23 protein-coding genes and 1 pseudogene are annotated in these 16,605 nt (G+C 43.4%); 20 read left to right on the forward strand and 4 right to left on the reverse strand.

Translation table 11 applies throughout. The features are described 5' to 3' along the window. Positions 1–173 (reverse strand): annotated as a pseudogene (locus J2T50_RS10585) (Rha family transcriptional regulator); the annotation flags it as partial. 10 nt (positions 174–183) lie between these two features. Further along, the gene (locus J2T50_RS00005) at positions 184–387 is read right to left on the reverse strand and encodes a helix-turn-helix transcriptional regulator (RefSeq protein WP_253362404.1); all 204 of its coding nucleotides are present in this window, start codon (positions 385–387) and stop codon (positions 184–186) included. Positions 388–589: 202 nt separating this feature from the next. Between J2T50_RS00005 and J2T50_RS00010 the strand changes: the two genes are divergently transcribed. The 15 genes from J2T50_RS00010 (at position 590) to J2T50_RS00080 (ending at position 10,789) form a co-directional block, all read left to right on the forward strand. Continuing rightward, entirely contained in the window at positions 590–1,174 is a 585-nt protein-coding gene (locus tag J2T50_RS00010) for a helix-turn-helix domain-containing protein (RefSeq protein WP_253362406.1), read from the forward strand. Between the two features lie 392 nt (positions 1,175–1,566). Next, the gene (locus J2T50_RS00015) at positions 1,567–2,712 is read left to right on the forward strand and encodes a tyrosine-type recombinase/integrase (RefSeq protein ID WP_253362408.1); all 1,146 of its coding nucleotides are present in this window, start codon (positions 1,567–1,569) and stop codon (positions 2,710–2,712) included. 95 nt (positions 2,713–2,807) lie between these two features. Then, positions 2,808–3,044 (forward strand): DUF2829 domain-containing protein, encoded by a 237-nt coding sequence (locus tag J2T50_RS00020; RefSeq protein WP_253362410.1) that lies wholly within the window; start codon positions 2,808–2,810, stop codon positions 3,042–3,044. Beyond that, on the forward strand, positions 3,037–3,735 hold the full coding sequence (locus J2T50_RS00025) for a 3-oxoacyl-ACP reductase (protein ID WP_253362413.1): 699 nt from the start codon (positions 3,037–3,039) through the stop codon (positions 3,733–3,735). The genes J2T50_RS00020 and J2T50_RS00025 overlap by 8 nt, the downstream gene beginning before the upstream one ends. Then, entirely contained in the window at positions 3,732–4,001 is a 270-nt protein-coding gene (locus tag J2T50_RS00030; protein ID WP_253362415.1) for a DUF3977 family protein, read from the forward strand. Before J2T50_RS00025 ends, J2T50_RS00030 begins: the two co-directional genes overlap by 4 nt. Continuing rightward, on the forward strand, positions 3,976–4,413 hold the full coding sequence (locus J2T50_RS00035) for an ASCH domain-containing protein (protein ID WP_253362417.1): 438 nt from the start codon (positions 3,976–3,978) through the stop codon (positions 4,411–4,413). The genes J2T50_RS00030 and J2T50_RS00035 overlap by 26 nt, the downstream gene beginning before the upstream one ends. Before the next feature lie 19 nt (positions 4,414–4,432). Next, a complete protein-coding gene (locus J2T50_RS00040) occupies positions 4,433–4,819 on the forward strand; it encodes an NUDIX domain-containing protein (protein ID WP_253362419.1) in 387 nt (128 codons plus the stop codon). Then, a complete protein-coding gene (locus tag J2T50_RS00045) occupies positions 4,816–5,715 on the forward strand; it encodes a DUF4300 family protein (protein WP_253362421.1) in 900 nt (299 codons plus the stop codon). The genes J2T50_RS00040 and J2T50_RS00045 overlap by 4 nt, the downstream gene beginning before the upstream one ends. Positions 5,716–5,724: 9 nt before the next feature. Then, complete coding sequence (locus J2T50_RS00050) at positions 5,725–6,090, forward strand: DJ-1/PfpI family protein (protein ID WP_253362423.1); 366 nt, start codon at positions 5,725–5,727, stop codon at positions 6,088–6,090. After that, entirely contained in the window at positions 6,051–6,311 is a 261-nt protein-coding gene (locus tag J2T50_RS00055; RefSeq protein WP_253362426.1) for a type 1 glutamine amidotransferase family protein, read from the forward strand. Before J2T50_RS00050 ends, J2T50_RS00055 begins: the two co-directional genes overlap by 40 nt. 169 nt (positions 6,312–6,480) lie before the next feature. After that, the gene (locus J2T50_RS00060) at positions 6,481–7,761 is read left to right on the forward strand and encodes a hypothetical protein (RefSeq protein WP_253362428.1); all 1,281 of its coding nucleotides are present in this window, start codon (positions 6,481–6,483) and stop codon (positions 7,759–7,761) included. A gap of 82 nt (positions 7,762–7,843) precedes the next feature. Then, a complete protein-coding gene (gene glmU / locus J2T50_RS00065) occupies positions 7,844–9,223 on the forward strand; it encodes a bifunctional UDP-N-acetylglucosamine diphosphorylase/glucosamine-1-phosphate N-acetyltransferase GlmU (RefSeq protein WP_253362430.1) in 1,380 nt (459 codons plus the stop codon). A gap of 8 nt (positions 9,224–9,231) precedes the next feature. Continuing rightward, complete coding sequence (locus tag J2T50_RS00070) at positions 9,232–9,780, forward strand: NUDIX hydrolase (protein ID WP_253362432.1); 549 nt, start codon at positions 9,232–9,234, stop codon at positions 9,778–9,780. A 7-nt stretch (positions 9,781–9,787) separates the two neighbouring features. Continuing rightward, positions 9,788–10,093, forward strand: coding sequence for a cell wall synthase accessory phosphoprotein MacP (gene macP / locus J2T50_RS00075; RefSeq protein WP_253362434.1), 306 nt, complete (start codon positions 9,788–9,790; stop codon positions 10,091–10,093). A 9-nt stretch (positions 10,094–10,102) separates the two neighbouring features. Continuing rightward, a complete protein-coding gene (locus J2T50_RS00080; protein ID WP_253362436.1) occupies positions 10,103–10,789 on the forward strand; it encodes a 5'-methylthioadenosine/adenosylhomocysteine nucleosidase in 687 nt (228 codons plus the stop codon). A gap of 288 nt (positions 10,790–11,077) precedes the next feature. Here the strand turns inward: J2T50_RS00080 and J2T50_RS00085 are convergent, their stop codons facing one another. Beyond that, on the reverse strand, positions 11,078–11,884 hold the full coding sequence (locus J2T50_RS00085; protein ID WP_253362438.1) for a peptidylprolyl isomerase: 807 nt from the start codon (positions 11,882–11,884) through the stop codon (positions 11,078–11,080). A gap of 142 nt (positions 11,885–12,026) precedes the next feature. Here J2T50_RS00085 and J2T50_RS00090 point away from each other — a divergent pair, with 142 nt between their 5' ends. From J2T50_RS00090 to J2T50_RS00110, 5 genes are all read left to right on the forward strand, one after another. Continuing rightward, on the forward strand, positions 12,027–12,533 hold the full coding sequence (locus J2T50_RS00090; RefSeq protein WP_253362440.1) for a hypothetical protein: 507 nt from the start codon (positions 12,027–12,029) through the stop codon (positions 12,531–12,533). 142 nt (positions 12,534–12,675) lie between these two features. Then, positions 12,676–13,767: an ABC transporter permease gene (locus J2T50_RS00095; RefSeq protein ID WP_253362442.1), complete on the forward strand. Its 1,092-nt coding sequence runs from the start codon at positions 12,676–12,678 to the stop codon at positions 13,765–13,767. Next, positions 13,767–14,450, forward strand: coding sequence for an ABC transporter ATP-binding protein (locus J2T50_RS00100; protein ID WP_253362444.1), 684 nt, complete (start codon positions 13,767–13,769; stop codon positions 14,448–14,450). Before J2T50_RS00095 ends, J2T50_RS00100 begins: the two co-directional genes overlap by 1 nt. A 21-nt stretch (positions 14,451–14,471) precedes the next feature. Continuing rightward, positions 14,472–15,143, forward strand: a complete 672-nt coding sequence (locus J2T50_RS00105; protein WP_253362446.1) for a response regulator transcription factor — start codon at positions 14,472–14,474, stop codon at positions 15,141–15,143. Next, positions 15,133–16,194 carry a sensor histidine kinase gene (locus tag J2T50_RS00110; RefSeq protein ID WP_253363267.1) on the forward strand — a complete coding sequence of 354 codons (1,062 nt, stop codon included), beginning with the start codon at positions 15,133–15,135 and terminating at the stop codon, positions 16,192–16,194. The genes J2T50_RS00105 and J2T50_RS00110 overlap by 11 nt, the downstream gene beginning before the upstream one ends. 34 nt (positions 16,195–16,228) lie before the next feature. Here the strand turns inward: J2T50_RS00110 and J2T50_RS00115 are convergent, their stop codons facing one another. Beyond that, positions 16,229–16,528, reverse strand: coding sequence for a rhodanese-like domain-containing protein (locus tag J2T50_RS00115; protein WP_253362448.1), 300 nt, complete (start codon positions 16,526–16,528; stop codon positions 16,229–16,231). Positions 16,529–16,605 lie beyond the last annotated feature (77 nt).

Genomic DNA, 16,605 nt, shown 5'->3' on the forward strand with positions numbered 1-16,605 from the left:
TGGCCACTTGGCAAAGGTCGCATTTGAAATGCTAGCTTTCCATAGCGTTCTAAGCGGTCTCTTTGTTTTCTGATATGCTCTTGTATAGCGTGATGACTGATACCAGCGCATTCTGCGATTATCTCGCTAGTTGTGTACGGCTCTTTCTTGCCGTCCATGTAAACAATGTTCATGATGTACCTCCTAATCTTGATAAAATAATTCATCTATGGTTATATCTGGTTTAATTTCAGCAACCATTGACTTAATAACTAGGCGCTCTTTGTCATTAAAGGGCGTTTTCTTTGTCTCTTTGTTATTGTAAGACTGTAAAGAAATATTTAGCTTGTCAGCCATTTGTTGCTGAGTTAGTCCCAGCATGACCCGATAGCCTCTAAGTTTGCTCATGGCGTTCCTCCTTTTAAAAATTCCCTTCCATAGGTTGAAAGTGTGAAAGGTTGTGAGTAAAAAGTTTCCGTTTTGGATAACTTTGATTTTGATTATATATCCGTTTTTGATACTTGTCAAGTATTTTTAATATTTTTTTGTATCATTTCTTGATACTTTTCTAAAATTCGGATATAATCAAGCCTGAAAGGTGTGATATTTTATGATTAGGTTGAAAGAATTACGCAAACAAAAGGGCTTAACTCAAGATGAGTTAGCCCGTGAAATAGGTGTATCTAAAATAACAGTGTTACGCTGGGAAAAGGGTGACCGCCAAATCAAACCAGACAAAGCCCAAATGTTAGCTGACTTTTTTGGTGTACATATTGGGTATTTACTGGGCTATAGTCTAAGTCGTGAAAATATGCTAGTAGCATTAGCACCATATACAGTTGATGAAGATAGTGATGACAATTTTGATTATGATGCTTATACGGCTCTTTCTGAGGTTTTAGGTGCTGATAATCTTGAAAAGATTAAAAGTACTGTATCGGTTGAGTTGAAAAATAGCTTTGGTCATTATTTTGAAGAAGCTGAACCTTGGAAAATCGGTATCACTGACCAGCAACTTACTGATATGTGGGAACTGCATACAAAGAAATTTATTGAATTTATTGACGGTGGGGATACCCCAAATGTTTTTAAAAAGCTTATTTTTTATTTTTCTTTACTAACCCCAAAAGAAAGGGAAAGCATAATAAATATTTTAGAGGGACTAGCGGGCTTAGATATTGATTTTCCGCATTAACCCACGCGCATACACTAACATTTTCTATGGTAACCGCTCAAAATTGAGTAGCAAAATAGAAAATCAAGATTATCTGGTAACGTCCATTTTGGGGCACAACTCAAACGGTGGTAAGCAAAGTAAAGATGACCCTATCATCAAACTAGATATATATTTTTTTAGTCTAACTAATCGCTCATTTTCTGACCTGTTCAAAGCTCAAAAAATATGCTTATCAAAATATATGCCTAAAACGCCCTCTAAGCGATTTCGAGCCAAAACAATATAAAATGACCACCTAACCAAAATAAACGAAAATAGGGGCATTCTCGTAACGCTCAGCATGATATAAACCCAATTCAATCTAAAATCTTTTTAATAACGGCTTGCCTGCTGATGGAAAGGTTCATATCATGAAAATAAATGAAGTCAAAAAGAAGAACGGTGCTATTGTGTACCGTGCCAATGTCTATCTAGGCGTTGACCAGGTAACAAGTAAGAAAGCTAAAACTAGTGTTACTGGTAGGACAAGAAAGGAGGTCAAGCAGAAAGCAAAGCAAGCGCAAGATGACTTTGTTTCTAATGGTTGTACTGTCACAAAAGTAGTACCTGTTAAGAACTATCAAGAATTGGCTGAATTATGGCTAGAAAGTTATCAGCTAACTGTAAAGCCTCAGACCTTTATAGCGACTAGGAGAATGCTTTACAATCACCTAATACCTGTTTTTGGTACTTTGAGACTGACAAAGTTATCTGTTAGCTATATTCAAAGTTTTATAAATGATTTATCTAGTGAGTTGGTACATTATAGCGTTGTCCACTCAATAAATAGGCGTGTCTTACAATATGGGGTATCTCTCCAGTTATTGCCATTCAATCCTGCGCGTGATGTTATATTGCCTAAAGTACCAAAAAGGGAAAATAAGGCTATTAAGTTCATAGCTCCAGAAGATTTAAAAGCGTTAATGGCTTACATGGAAAAGCTATCCAATAAGAAGTTTAGCCATTTCTTTGATTATGTTTTATATAGCGTTTTACTTGCTACTGGTTGCCGTTTTGGGGAAGTAGTAGCCCTAGAATGGTCTAATATTGACCTAGATAACGGAACTATCAGCATAACCAAGAGTTACAGTAGGCTATTAAAGTTAATCGGTACGCCCAAAAGCAAAGCAGGGGTTAGGGTTATAAGCATAGACAAGAAAACAGTCAATATGCTAAGGCTTTATAAGAACAGACAGCGACAACTATTTATAGAGACTGGGGCGCGTGTTTCCCCTGTGGTGTTTGCGACACCCACAAAGGAATATCAAAACATGGCGACTAGGCAAGAAAGCCTAGATAGGCGGTGTGCTGAAATTGGTATCACGCGCTTTACTTTCCACGCTTTCCGCCATACTCACGCTAGTTTATTGCTAAATGCTGGTATCAGCTATAAAGAATTACAATACCGTTTAGGTCATGCTACTTTAGCTATGACCATGGACATTTATGGACACCTTTCAATGGACAAAGAAAAAGAGGCTGTTTCTTATTATGAAAAAGCCATAAATTCTTTATAAGTCCACAAAAAGGTGAACAAATTTATATTTTAGAACTCATAGGCTCATTAAAAAGCCTATTAAATCAACGATTACAGACATTAAAGGAGACAAACATGACATTTGAAGAAATTTTACCAGGGTTAAAGGAATTTAAAAAATACGTTCGTACTGGCTGGGGCGGTGCTGAAAATTATGTGCAGCTCTTTGACACCATTGAGGTCAATGGGCAGAAGCTAGAGGCGACGCCTTACTTTTTGATTAACGTGGCGGGCGAGGGAGAGGGCTTCTCTATGTGGAGTCCGACACCATGTGATGTGCTGGCGACAGACTGGGTTCAAGTTTATGACTAAGAGCGTTTTGGTGACGGGGGTTAGCTCAGGGATTGGGCTAGCTCAGGCGCGCTTATTTTTGGAAAATGGCTATCGCGTTTATGGGATTGATTGCTCGGAGAAACCAGCTTTGTCAGGAGACTTTCACTTTCTCCAGCTGGATGTGACTGGTGACTTACCCCCTCTTTTTCAAGCTCTTCCTCAAGTGGATATCCTCTGCAATACAGCTGGGATTTTGGATGCCTATCAGCCTCTTCTTGAAACGTCAGAAGAGACCTTTGAGACCATTTTTCAGACTAATTTTTTTGCGGCGGTTGGCATTACGCGCTTTTACCTGTCTAAAATGGTCGCAAAGCAATCAGGCGTCATCATCAATATGTGCTCCATTGCTAGCTTTTTAGCTGGTGGAGGCGGTGCCGCCTACACTAGCTCTAAGCACGCTTTAGCTGGATTTACCCGCCAGTTGGCCTTGGACTATGCCAAGGATGGCGTTCAAGTATTTGGCATTGCACCTGGGGCAGTCAAAACAGGCATGACACAGGCAGACTTTGAGCCAGGTGGCATGGCAGACTGGGTGGCGAGCAAGACACCGATTGGACGATGGACAGACCCAAGTGAAATCGCAGAGCTGACTCTATTTCTAGCATCTGGAAAAGCCCAGTCCATGCAAGGCGAAATTGTTAAGATTGACGGCGGTTGGAGTTTGAAATGACAAAATATATTGAATTTGGCTTCGGCAATCGCTGGCTCATTCGGACTGAGTTTGAAAAAGACGATGGCAGTGAATGGGAAGTCAAGGGAATTTCTGGACCTATCAAGCCCAAGTCAGTCTATCTACGCATCTGGCTAGGTAAAATTGTCTACATCTGGGATTGGCAAGAAGGCTTTAAAAAGCAAGAAAAGAAGCGTAGAGCAGTGAAATTTATTTTCGGAATTGCATCGGAGGTAGAAGATGACACCAAGAGAATTATGGAATAAATACAAGGGAATCAATCCGACGATTGGGGACGAGATAGACGCATGGGCTTTTGGTATGGAGCCTGATTTGCTAGCACAGCTCGTTTTGGAAGGCAAGAAAACCGCAATGGCATCAGCCTATGACTTATACGAAGTGGACAAGGAGCCAATTCCAGAGGCGGGCACTTACGATGTCATTTTAGATGGGCAAGGGCATGCTGTCTGCATCGTCCGCATCACGAAAGTAGCAGTGGTTCCTTTTGGAGAGGTGTCCGCAGAGCATGCCTTCAAAGAAGGCGAGGGTGACCGTAGTCTGGCTTACTGGAGACAGGTTCATGAAGCCTTTTTCAAAACTTACTTTGAAGAATGCGGCTTGACCTTCACAGAAGAAAGCAAGATTGTCTTAGAAGAGTTTGAAGTGGTTTATAAGTAGGCGAAAATCGAGGTATAGCATGCGCGCAACAGTGATTATCTTGGACGAGTCAGAGCGATACGCCATTGCCATTGGTCGGATGAAAAATGGTCGCTCCTACCTTGTCTGGCCAGGTGGTAGGATAGAAGAGGGAGAGACCCCGGAGCAAGCAGCTGTGCGAGAAATCCAAGAGGAGTTGGCTATTAGTTTAGAGATGTCTAGTCTGGAGCAACTAGAGGCTACTGCTGAGGGAATGACCTTTCTGGCGGCGACGAAGTTACAGCGCCAACCGCTTGAGATAGGAGGAGAAGAACGGGAACGGATGACAGAGTACAATGCCTACCAGCCCTATTGGCAGGAACTCGCCCACTTGGATCAAGTCAGCATTTTCCCCCTTATTTCCCTTGAAAGGATAAAGAAAAAATGAAACCTAAGTATCTACTACTAGTCGCATCTTGTCTGCTCTTGACGGCTTGTGCTAGTCAAAAGCAAAGTGGAGATGCAGTCACACCGACCAGCACCCAAATGGCAGCCCGCAAGCAAGTGACCAAGTCAATCAACTATTCCAATTTGCTGGATAGTCAAATGCAGACAGAGGTCAAAAGTGTGTTGGAGCAGGCCTTTCCTCAAGAAAATGTCACCAAATTTTTGGAGCAGGTAAATTTCTATAACCAACACGTTCCGACGGATAGTTTGGTGCAGACGGGATTTGGAACTTCAAAAGAACTGATTCCAGCCTATGATGTGGCAGCTATCAGTGAAAAATGGATGGCACAGTTTCCGGACTTTCCAGGTTATAATTGCCGCTTGACTAGTTTTGGCTTGCTGAGGGGGCTCATCACGACAAAGAGTACGACGGGTTATGATGACAGCCTTCTTTTCATTGACAAGGATGCCATTCAGCATGCGCCAGCTTCTTACCAGCTGACGGCTGAGGAGGCTAGTCGCTTTCAAACGATTTTTAGTGCAGTTGCGACTGAAAATGTCACGGACACACACCTTCATGTTAAAAAAGTGCAAGCCTACTGGAAAAAGATGGGAGTGACCTTTGAGACTGGTCAAGCTAAGATGATTTCTGTTTGGATGCACGACCAGATTGATGAGAAGAAGACAAAGCTTTTCATCGGACACGTCGGCGTTTTGGTTCCATCTGAAACTGAATTTCTTTTTGTGGAAAAAATTTCCTTTGAAGAGCCCTACCAAGTCTTGCGATTCAAGTCTAAAAAGGCTTTGATTGGCTACTTGTTAGACAAGTATGACGTTGACACGACTGGTGGCACACGACCATTTTTAATGGAAAATGACCAACCGTTAGAAGAATAGGAAAAGCCGATGAAGATTGTATGTGTGGTATTTGATGACTTTGAAGCACTGGATTTGTTTGGTCCTGTTGAGTTTTTATCGGGATTGCCAGATGCGCAGTTGCCCTATGTGTCCATGGACGGAGGCCTGATTTCCACGAAACAAGGGATTCAATTATATCCCCAAACCATGCGTGACTTGGAGAGTTGGGCCATCCTTCTCTTGCCAGGTGGGATGGGAACGCGAAAGGTGATTGAAAATCCGCTATTTTTAGAACGTCTAAACGAACTTGTTAATCGGTCACGCTGGGTCTTGAGTGTCTGCACAGGCAGTGCCCTCTGGCTAGAAGTGGTGCCTTGGATGACAAGGCCGCTACCAGCAACAAACGTGCCCTGACTTGGGTATGCGGTCAGTCAGACAAGGTCAAGTGGCAGACCAAGGCGCGCTGGATAAGAGACGGAAAATTTTATACTTCGTCAGGAGTTTCAGCGGGAATGGATATGACACTGGGCTTTATTTCAGATTGTTTTGGAGAAAAGCTGGCGCGTGAATTGGCGCATCGAGCTGAGTATCGGTGGAATGACAACTGGGCTGAAGACGAATTTGCCACCATCTAGCAGACGCAGTACAGTCGTATAAAATCATGATATAGAGAGTGGGACTCAATCGTGATTTCGCAGAAATCGATTTTGTCGTCCCAACTCCTGCGTCAAACTGCTAAAATTATAAAAAATAAAGAACCCAGGACTTTTGTCCTAGATTCTTTTTATTAGTAAGGAGAAATGGATGCTGACAGATCGGAAAAAAGGGGCAGCAATGATATGGGGAAGTCTCTTGATAGGCTTTGGCTGTCTGTTTTTATGGTGGAATATTCAATTTGCGACAGGCTTATTTGCGGCAATCGCTCTCTTATTTTTACTGCAAGTGCTTTGGAAGGGGCTTGGTCTCCTGCGAAAGAAGGGACGTGATAGAAGAGAAGTACTGGCCTTTTGGTTTCATCTCTTTTTAACGATTTTTTTCTTTAACAATGCTCTTTTGCCAGCAGGATTTTTAGCCATTATTCTGGTTCTGGAGTTTTTTGTCTTGGGGTGTATCTTGTTTATTGACCTCATTTTACAGTGGAACAGTCAGAAAAAAATCTCACTTTGGACTCTATTTGATGCGCTTTTACATCTTTTTTTCTCCATATACGCCTTGGTGCATTTGGAGGGGACATTGGGCTGGATTTATAGTTTTTTGGGTCTGTCCTTGATTGTCCGAGGTTTTACCGCCTTAAAAGATGCTTGGGATTTTGACCGGCCATCCTTTCCGACTAGAGGTAGACGCAAACACTTGGGTCTGCCCATATTCCTATCAGCTATTATTCCTGTCAGCGCCTTGAATGCAGTCAATCGCCTGCTCAATCCCAATCGTAGTCAACCTATTTTGCTAGAAGAAAAAGGCTTGCCGACTCAGCAACCAGACTTGGAAATTTGGATTCATACGGCTCGAAAAGGCTTTGAGATGATGGGGCATGTGGATATTTCTTATAAGGGCATGACCTATGCTTATGGGCAATACGATGTGGATAGTGCTCGCTTTTTTGGGACCATGGGTGACGGCGTTTTGTTCCGTCTATCTAGCGAAGATTATCTAGCCTCGCTCGCTCAAGAGGATTGGCGGGCTGTGCTGGGCTATGGCATGGTTTTAACAGATGCACAAAAACAAGCCATTGAAGAAAGACTGGGTGAGATGATGTCTTGGACGCAGCCTTTCTACTTGACTAGTCAGGCGCAGAAGGAAAGTTATCTGGGACAGCTCAATCAACGTTATCGGGTAGATAATTTTAAGTTTACCCAGACAAAATTCAAGACCTACTTTGTCATGACGACCAACTGTGTTCTCCTGGCAGATACCATTCTAGCAGCTATTGGCACAGACAATGTCGCGAATCATGGTATCTTGACTCCGGGCGTTTATCAGGATTATTTTGAGAGAGAATACCAAAAACCACACTCAGCCATTGTCTCAAAATTTGTGCTGGGTAAGCAAATTTCAGACCATCCATCGTCCCAAGCAAGCGAATAGTCAGAGCAGTGTCTATTTATTGTTTGAATTATGATATAATATAGTGATGAACTCAGCCATTTTTAAGTGAGGAAATAAAATTATGACAAATTATGCAATTATTTTAGCAGCTGGTAAGGGAACACGGATGAAGTCAGATCTTCCTAAAGTCTTGCACAAGGTAGCAGGTATTTCTATGTTGGAACACGTATTTCGTGCGGTTTCAGCAATTGAGCCAGCTAAGATTGAGACCATCGTAGGCCATAAAGCAGAGCTGGTTCAAGAAGTTTTGGAAGGTCAATCTGACTTTGCCCTTCAATCAGAGCAGTTAGGAACAGGGCATGCTGTCATGATGGCAGAGCCAGCCTTGGCAGACTTAGAAGGACAAACCTTGGTCATCGCAGGGGACACACCACTGATTACAGGGGAAAGTCTGAAAAACTTGATTAATTTCCATGTCAGCCACAAAAATGTTGCAACGATTTTAACAGCGCAGGCCGACAATCCATTCGGTTATGGCCGGATTATCCGCAATACAGACGGAGAAGTCTTGAAGATTGTGGAACAAAAAGATGCCAATGACTTTGAAAAACAAATCAAGGAAATCAATACAGGAACCTATTTGTTTGATAACAAACGCCTCTTTGAAGCCTTAAAAGACATCAATACGGATAATGCTCAGGGTGAATATTACCTGACAGACGTGATTTCTATTTTCCGTCAAGCAGGTGAAAAAGTTGGTGCCTATATTCTTCGTGACTTTGACGAGAGTCTGGGTGTCAATGACCGCATTGCACTTGCGACAGCAGAAGCCGTGATGCGCAAACGCATTACCGAGCGCCACATGGTTAACGGAGTGACCTTTACCAACCCAGCAGCGACCTACATCGACATCGATGTGGAAATTGGGGCAGAAGCCGTCATTGAAGCCAATGTTGTCCTAAAAGGTCAGACAAAAATTGGAGAGCGGACAGTTTTGACAAACGGTACGCGTGTGACGGATTCGGTTATTGCTGAGGATGTGGTGATTAGCCAGTCAGATATTGAACAATCTGTCATTGAAGCTGGGGTAACAGTGGGACCATTTGCTCATATCCGTCCAGATAGCCTCTTGAAAAAAGATGTCCATGTCGGAAACTTTGTGGAAGTGAAGGGTTCAAGTTTGGGTGAAAATACCAAGGCTGGTCACTTGACTTATATTGGTAATGCGGAAGTGGGCGCTAATGTCAACTTTGGTGCGGGAACCATCACTGTCAATTACGACGGTCAAGGCAAATACAAGACCGTTATCAAAGACAATGTCTTTGTCGGTAGCAATTCAACCCTCATCGCTCCACTTGAAATCGGAGACAGTGCCTTAACAGCAGCCGGCTCAACCATTACCTGCAATGTCCCAGCAGATACCGTTGCCATCGGACGCTCTCGCCAGGAAAACAAAGAAGGCTACGCAACACGTCTTCCTCACCATCCAAGTCAAAAATAGGAGTTGTTATGGAATTTGAAGAAAAAACAATTAGCCGCAAAGAGATTTTTAATGGCCATATTTTCGACGTGGTTGTCGATGACGTCGAGTTGCCAAACGGTCTCGGGCAAGCAAAACGAGAACTCATTTTTCACAAGGGTGCAGTCTGTGTCCTTGCCGTGACACCTGAAGACAAGATTGTCTTAGTCCGCCAATTTCGTAAGGCCATTGAGCGCGTGATTTATGAAATCCCTGCAGGCAAGCTCGAAGTGGGCGAAGAGGATGCGCTTCAGGCAGCTGCTCTTCGTGAATTGGAAGAAGAGACAGGGTACACCACTGACAAATTAACCTTGCTTTCAGATTTTTATTCTGCGATTGGATTTTGTAATGAACGCTTGCGTATCTATCTAGCAGAGAACTTGGTCAAGGTCGAAAATCCTCGTCCGCAAGACGAAGATGAAGTGATTGAACTGTATGAAGTGACCTTAGAGCAAGCCCTTGATTTAGTGGCTCGTGGAGAAATTTGTGATGCCAAGACCATCATGGCCATTCAATATTATCAACTGCTGAGAAAGTAGGGTTGGTATGAGCAAGCCCCTATTAACAGACGAAGTGCTGCAACGTGAAGCCCGTAAAAAACGATTTGGCTACTACGAGGAAGATGCAGAAGACGTCTATGAAGATGATGTAGAAGAGTGGCAATATGGAGAAGACGACTATCAAGGCTACCAAGAAGGACAGACCATGCGCATTCCTGTGGAAGCCTCGGTGGTAAAGAGTCGTCGAATTGAAACCATCAAAAAGGAACGATTTAAGTCAAAAGTCAATACCATTTTGTTTTGGATTGTTCTTCTTCTGATTGTATTTATCCTTGCCGTGATTTACTTTTAAAGGAGAATTATGAAATTTGGTATTATTGCTGCCATGCCTCAAGAATTAGGCATTCTTGTAGAAGCTTTGGCAGAAAAAGAAGAAGTCCCTGTCTTGGGCAATACCTACTATACAGGTCGCTTGGGCAAGCATGAAGTAGTCTTGGTCCAATCCGGTATCGGGAAAGTCATGTCTGCCATGTCAGTTGCTCTCTTAGCAGACCATTTCCAAGTGGACGCCGTGATTAACACAGGTTCGGCCGGAGCAGTAGCAGATGGTTTGCAAATCGGTGATGTCGTGGTGGCAGATCAATTAGCCTACCACGATGTAGATGTAACAGCTTTTGGCTATGCCTATGGTCAAATGGCTGGGCAAGAACTGTATTTTCCAGCAGACCAAGTCCTGCTTGAAAACATGCGGAGCGTCTTAGTAGAACAAGAATTGGTGAGCCAAGTTGGTCTCATCGCAACAGGAGACAGCTTTATTGCTGGTCAGGATAAGATCGCAGCTATTAAGGCGCATTTTCCACAAGTACTGGCCGTAGAAATGGAAGGCGCAGCCATCGCACAAGCAGCGGTTAATGCGGGTAAATCCTTCCTCGTCATCCGTGCAATGAGTGACACAGCCCAGGGCGATGCCAATATTACCTTTGACGAATTTATCATCCAAGCAGGGGAACAATCCGCTAAAATCTTACTCGCCTTTTTGGAAAAATAGAGAGTGGGACTCAATCGTGATTTCGTAGAAATCGATTTTGTAGACACTTGCCTTGCAAGTTCCATTTCCAAATTAAAAAGGTCACCCGGACCTTTTTAACTCACCACCGCACAGTTGACTAGCTCAAAAAGGTTCGGTGAACCTTTTAAGGTGGGAGATAGAACTAACGAAGTTAGTTACAAGACTCAAAATTGCTTGCCCAGCAAGGAATGAGAACATTCAGTCAACCTCTGCGTCAAACTGTTAAAATTACAAAGAATAACCCAGGACGGAGTCCTAGGTTATTTTTTATTTCTTATTAAAATCGTAATCTTTCACAATTTCGATGCTTTCGATTTTGATGTCAGAGGTTGGTTTGTCGTTTGCGCCGGTTTCGGTTGCAGCAATTTTGTCGACAATGTCCATGCCACTTGTTACTTGTCCAAAGACTGTATAGCCACCGTCTAGGCTAGGATTTCCCCCGTTTTTATAGGCTTCGATGATTTTAGCTGGGTACTTGTCAGAGGTCAATTGGCCAGAAGCATCAGCTGTATTTTGGTTGATGTAAAATTGGCTACCATTTGTATTTGCGCCAGCATTTGCCATAGCAAGAGAGCCGCGGATGTTGTAGAGGAAGGCAGAAATTTCATTTTTGAAACCATTTCCCGCATCAATCGTCTTGTCTTTACCTTTCCAGATAGACTCGCCACCTGTTCCGTTCCCTTTAGGGTCACCAGTTTGAATCATGAAATTCTTAATGACGCGGTGGAAAAGAACGCCGTTGTAGTAACCTTCCTTGGCATGCGTTAGGAAGTTTTCCACAGCAAGAGGAGCTTGTTCTGGGAAAAGTTTGAGTGTAATGTCGCCGGCACTTGTCTTGAGTGTGACAGCAGCCTCATTTTCAGCAATATCCGTTGTCAATTGTGGAAAAACGGCATTTGGGTTGTTGATAGCGTAAGCCAAGTCTTTTTGGTGTTGTTGGCTAGCAGAAGTGTCAGTTGAGCAAGTTTGGCTGCTGGTTGCAGCACTAGAAGAGTTGTCTTTTTCACTTGTCTTTGCACAAGCTGTCAAGAGCAGGCTGGCAGCCAAAGCTGTCCATACGAGAGATTTTTTCATGTCAATCCTTTCTGGGAATCGTTTTATTAGTCACATTATATCATAAATTCCCCATAAAATCTGCCAAAGAAATGGGGAGAGCTAGCTAGTGCTGGCACTCCGTTTATGCTATACTAGACACAGAAAAAAATGGGAGAAGAACATGTACGAAGATTATCCAGTAAAACCTTATATCTCGCCAGAACGTGATTTGGCGACAGAAGAATTTAAACCAGTACCAAAAAAGAATATGGAGTTGCTAGAAGATGACTTACTGGCAGGAGATATTATCTTGCTCTGGCGGATTGCTTTTGACACCTTTACCAACGAATCTTGGTTTCCAAAATACTTCGAGTACACCTATGGCATCAATGCTCCAAAGCGGTTGGATATGTTGCTAGATAAAGGCTATGCACAGCTGGAAACAGCCTTTGCTTCCTTGGATCACATCAATGCGACCAAGAAAAAGAAGATTTTAAAAGACAGAGGAGTCGCCGGCTTGTCTAAAATGAAGGCGGCTGATTTGGAGCAGGCCTTGAAGGACAATCTGTCTGAAGATGAGTTGGGGAACTGTTTTACCGTTCGAGGAATTCTATTGACGGAAAAAGGACAGGCAGCCATCGATGCCAATCCGCAAGTCATCGACCGCCATCCAAAGAAAAAATATTAAATCCAGCACCTTGTCCGCGCGACGGGTTGCTGAAAAGGCTGAATCACTTGGTTCAGTCTTTTTTTAAAAACTTGTTCAGCCGTCATATTGAGGTCATATACTCCTGCTAGACTAGAAAAAAAGAAAGAAAGTAGGAAATACTATGCACTACGCTTGGAAAGAGTTGCTCTTTTACAAAAAGAAATATCTTCTTATCGAACTCCTTATTATTCTAATGATGTTTATGGTTGTTTTCTTATCGGGTCTGGCAAACGGCTTAGGGCGGGCGGTTAGCGCAGCGATTGAAAATAATCCAGCGAATCACTATCTCATGTCTGATACGGCAGAGGGAATTATCACCTTTTCAAATCTGGACCAAGATCAGGTCAAGGCAATTGGAGAACTGGATTCAGACCAGGAGACAGGTCTATCTATCCAGCGAACTGGCTTGGTTCAACAAAGTGGGGATACGGATACGTTGGATGCCATGTATTTTGTGGTTAACCCAGCTAGTTTTATAGTTCCAAAAGCGATTGAAGGAGAGGATTTGGCTGATAAGGCTAACACAATTCTTGTCAATGATAGCTTGAAGGCTAAGGGTGTGAAATTAGGGGATGTAGTAGAGGATGATATGAGTGGGCTCAAGTTGACCGTCATCGGCTTCACCCACAATGAAATGTACGGTCACGGTCCAGTTGCCTATATTTCAGAAAAAACTTATACAACCTTGCAACAAGAAAAAAATCCAAACTACAGCTACCATCCACAAGTGATTGCCTTAAAAAATAAGTCATTGAGCGGTAATAGACCAAATAAGGTAGAAGTGCTCGATAAAGAGACAGTCATCTCAAAAATCCCGGGATACAGCGCAGAACAATCCACGCTTAATATGATTTTGTGGGTATTGGTTTTGGCCTCTGCAGCGATTTTGGGAGTGTTCTTCTATATCATTACCCTGCAAAAACGCCATGAATTTAGTGTAATGAAGGCGATTGGAATGAGCATGGCAGAGATTTCGAGCTTCCAGCTAGCGCAGATTCTTCTACTGGCCTTGATGGGTATCCTCGTTGGGGATGGTTTGGCTTATGCCCTATCTCTTGTCTTGCTAGTATCTATGCCGTTTGTCCTCAATGTGGAAAATATTGCGCTGGTATCTCTTGCCTTTCTTGTTATTGCACTTTTAAGCAGCGGCTTGTCCATTTTGAAAGTCGCAAAAATTGATGCAGTTGAAGTGATAAATGGAGGAGAAGAATAATGGAAAATGTGATGGAATTAAAGGGAATTTCCAAATATTATTTGGATGGTGAGGAGCAAGCAGTCATCTTGGACGAGCTTGACTTGACAGTGCAAGCAGGAGAATTTGTGGCCATTCTAGGTCCGTCTGGTTCTGGGAAAAGTACATTGTTATCTATTGCGGGGCTTCTCTTGAGTGCGGATGGTGGACACTTGCTCTTGGATGGGCAAGATGTGACCAAACTGTCTCAGAAGGAGCAGACCAAACTCCGTCGGCACAAATTAGGTTTTATTTTCCAAAGTCACCAATTGCTTCCCTACCTGACTGTACAGGATCAATTGGAGCAGGTGGCGCGTTTTGACCGAGATAGTGAGAAGGATAAGAGTCGCGCTGAAATTTCCCAACTGTTAGGTGAACTGGGTATGGGAGGCTCCGCTCATAAATTTCCACGTCAATTATCCGGTGGTCAAAAGCAACGAGCTGCGATTGCCCGAGCCTTTATTCACCAACCTAAGTTGATTTTGGCAGATGAACCAACAGCCAGCTTGGATGAGGCTAGAGGTCGCCAGGTGACGGAGTTGATTCGTAAGGAAGTGACGGAAAGAAAGACCGCAGCGATCATGGTAACGCATGATGAACGGATTCTCGATTTGGTGGATACTGTTTACCGGCTTAAACACGGGAAATTAGTCAAAGAATCGTAAAATATGTGCTAAAATAAGGGCATGATTAAAATACTAGTAGTAGAAGATAATGCCCTTCAACAGACTTTGATTGCCACTAAACTCAGACAGGATGGCTACCAAGTCTTGGTGGCAGAAAATGGAGCAGTTGCTCTGGATGTATTGGACAAGACGGAAGTACAGTTGATTGTGACCGATATCATGATGCCCTTATTAGATGGCTATGAATTGATTCAATCTCTTCGTCAAGCCAGTTATCAGGTGCCCATTATTGTGATGACTGCCCGCTCGCAACTGGATGATATGGAAAAAGGATTTGAGTTGGGCGCAGATGACTATATGGTCAAGCCCATTCAGCTGCAGGAGTTAGGACTGCGTATCAAGGCTCTCTTGCGCCGCGCCAATATTTTTGCGAGTCATCAGTTAAAAGTAGGGGACTGTCTCTTGGACGAGGAGCAATTTAGCCTGTCTAAGGGAGACACTCTCTTGACTTTGCCCCAAAAAGAATTTCGGCTTCTCTTTCATTTGCTCAGCTACCCCAATAAAATTTTCACTCGCTTGGAGTTGTTGGACAACATCTGGGGAATGGAAGACGATTTGGACGAACGCCTAGTAGATGCTTGTATCAATAAACTACGCCGCAAGGTAGAACATTTTCCGGATTTTACCATTGAAACTGTGAGAGGAGTTGGTTACCGTGTCCATGAAAACTAGCCGCTTTCGGATACCGCTACGCCACTATTTTACGGTCATGTTTGCTGCGACCCTGACTGCCTGTGTCTTGCTGGCATTGGTTCTGGTTACGCTTGGATTTGTGCTTTTTTATCATGGAGTATTAACAACTTTAGTCCTTCATTTTGCAACCTTTCTGGTCTGTGTACTAACTATTGTTTTTGGAGCCATTAGCATGTGGTATGGGGCTGTTCATTTGACCAAGCCGATTGAAGAAATCAATCAAGTGGTAGCCAATGTCAGTCGGGGAGAATTTGTCGGTCATGTGGATCGAAATGCCGAACGCCGTAAGAATTTTGCCTACTACAATGAACTGGATGAACTGTCTGAAAGCATCAATGGCATGATCCAATCGCTGTCACAGATGGATTATATGCGCAAGGATTTTATGACCAATGTCTCTCATGAGCTCAAGACGCCTATTGCAGCTATTGCTAATATGAGTGAATTGTTGCAGGATTCTCAACTGGATGAAGCAAGTCGGTTAGAATTTACCCGGCTCATTCAAGAAGAAAGTAAGCGGCTCAGTCGTCTGTGTGATACCATGTTGCAAATGTCTCGGGTTGATCATTTGGATAGTCTAGGGCAGCTACAAACTATTCGTCTGGACGAGCAGATTCGGCAGGCGATGATTGCTTTATCGGAGAAGTGGACCGGTAAGCAGATTGCTTTTCGCCTAGACAGTGATGCGGTGATCCTGCAGTCCAATCCAGACCTGCTCATGCAAGTCTGGGTCAATCTATTGGACAATGCCATCAAGTATTCGGGGCAAGAGGTGGATATTTCTGTTAGCATTCAGGAATTGGCAGACGAGTGGGTTATCCTAATCTGCGATAAAGGATGTGGGATAGCGAGCGACCAGCTGCCACGCATTTTTGAAAAATTTTATCAGACGGACTCCTCCCGTCACCAAGAAGGTAACGGCTTAGGACTGGCTATTGTCGAGCGGATTATGAAGCTATGCGGTGGTAGGATTCAAGTGACCAGTCAGCTAGGAAAAGGCAGTCAATTTACCATTTACCTACCCAAGTAACGCAAAAAGAACCAGACCAAAGGTCTAGGTTCTTTTACTGTTCAAGTGGACCAGTCCAAGCGTCAGTTCCGCCCGTGACGTTGGTCACATCAAATCCATTTTCTTCTAAAAATTGGCAAGCGCGTGCGGAGCGGCCACCCATCTGGCAAACGACATGGTAGGGAGTCTCCTTGTCGAGTCTTGAAATAGATCCGCCCAGCGTACTGAGCGGCAGATTGATTGCTCTTGGAATGTGGCCAGCGGTATACTCATTTGCTTCTCGGACATCCAGTAGCTGAATGGATTGTCTTTTTAAGAGTTGGACCAGTTGGCTGGTTGTCAGTGATTTTTGCATGGGAATCCTCCTTGCTATGTTTATCTAGATTTTATACTATTTTTCATCAAAAGGTCAAGGAGTCCGTGTTGCGGGCT

This window comes from Streptococcus gallinaceus (assembly GCF_024170225.1).
Taxonomy (GTDB): domain Bacteria; phylum Bacillota; class Bacilli; order Lactobacillales; family Streptococcaceae; genus Streptococcus; species Streptococcus gallinaceus.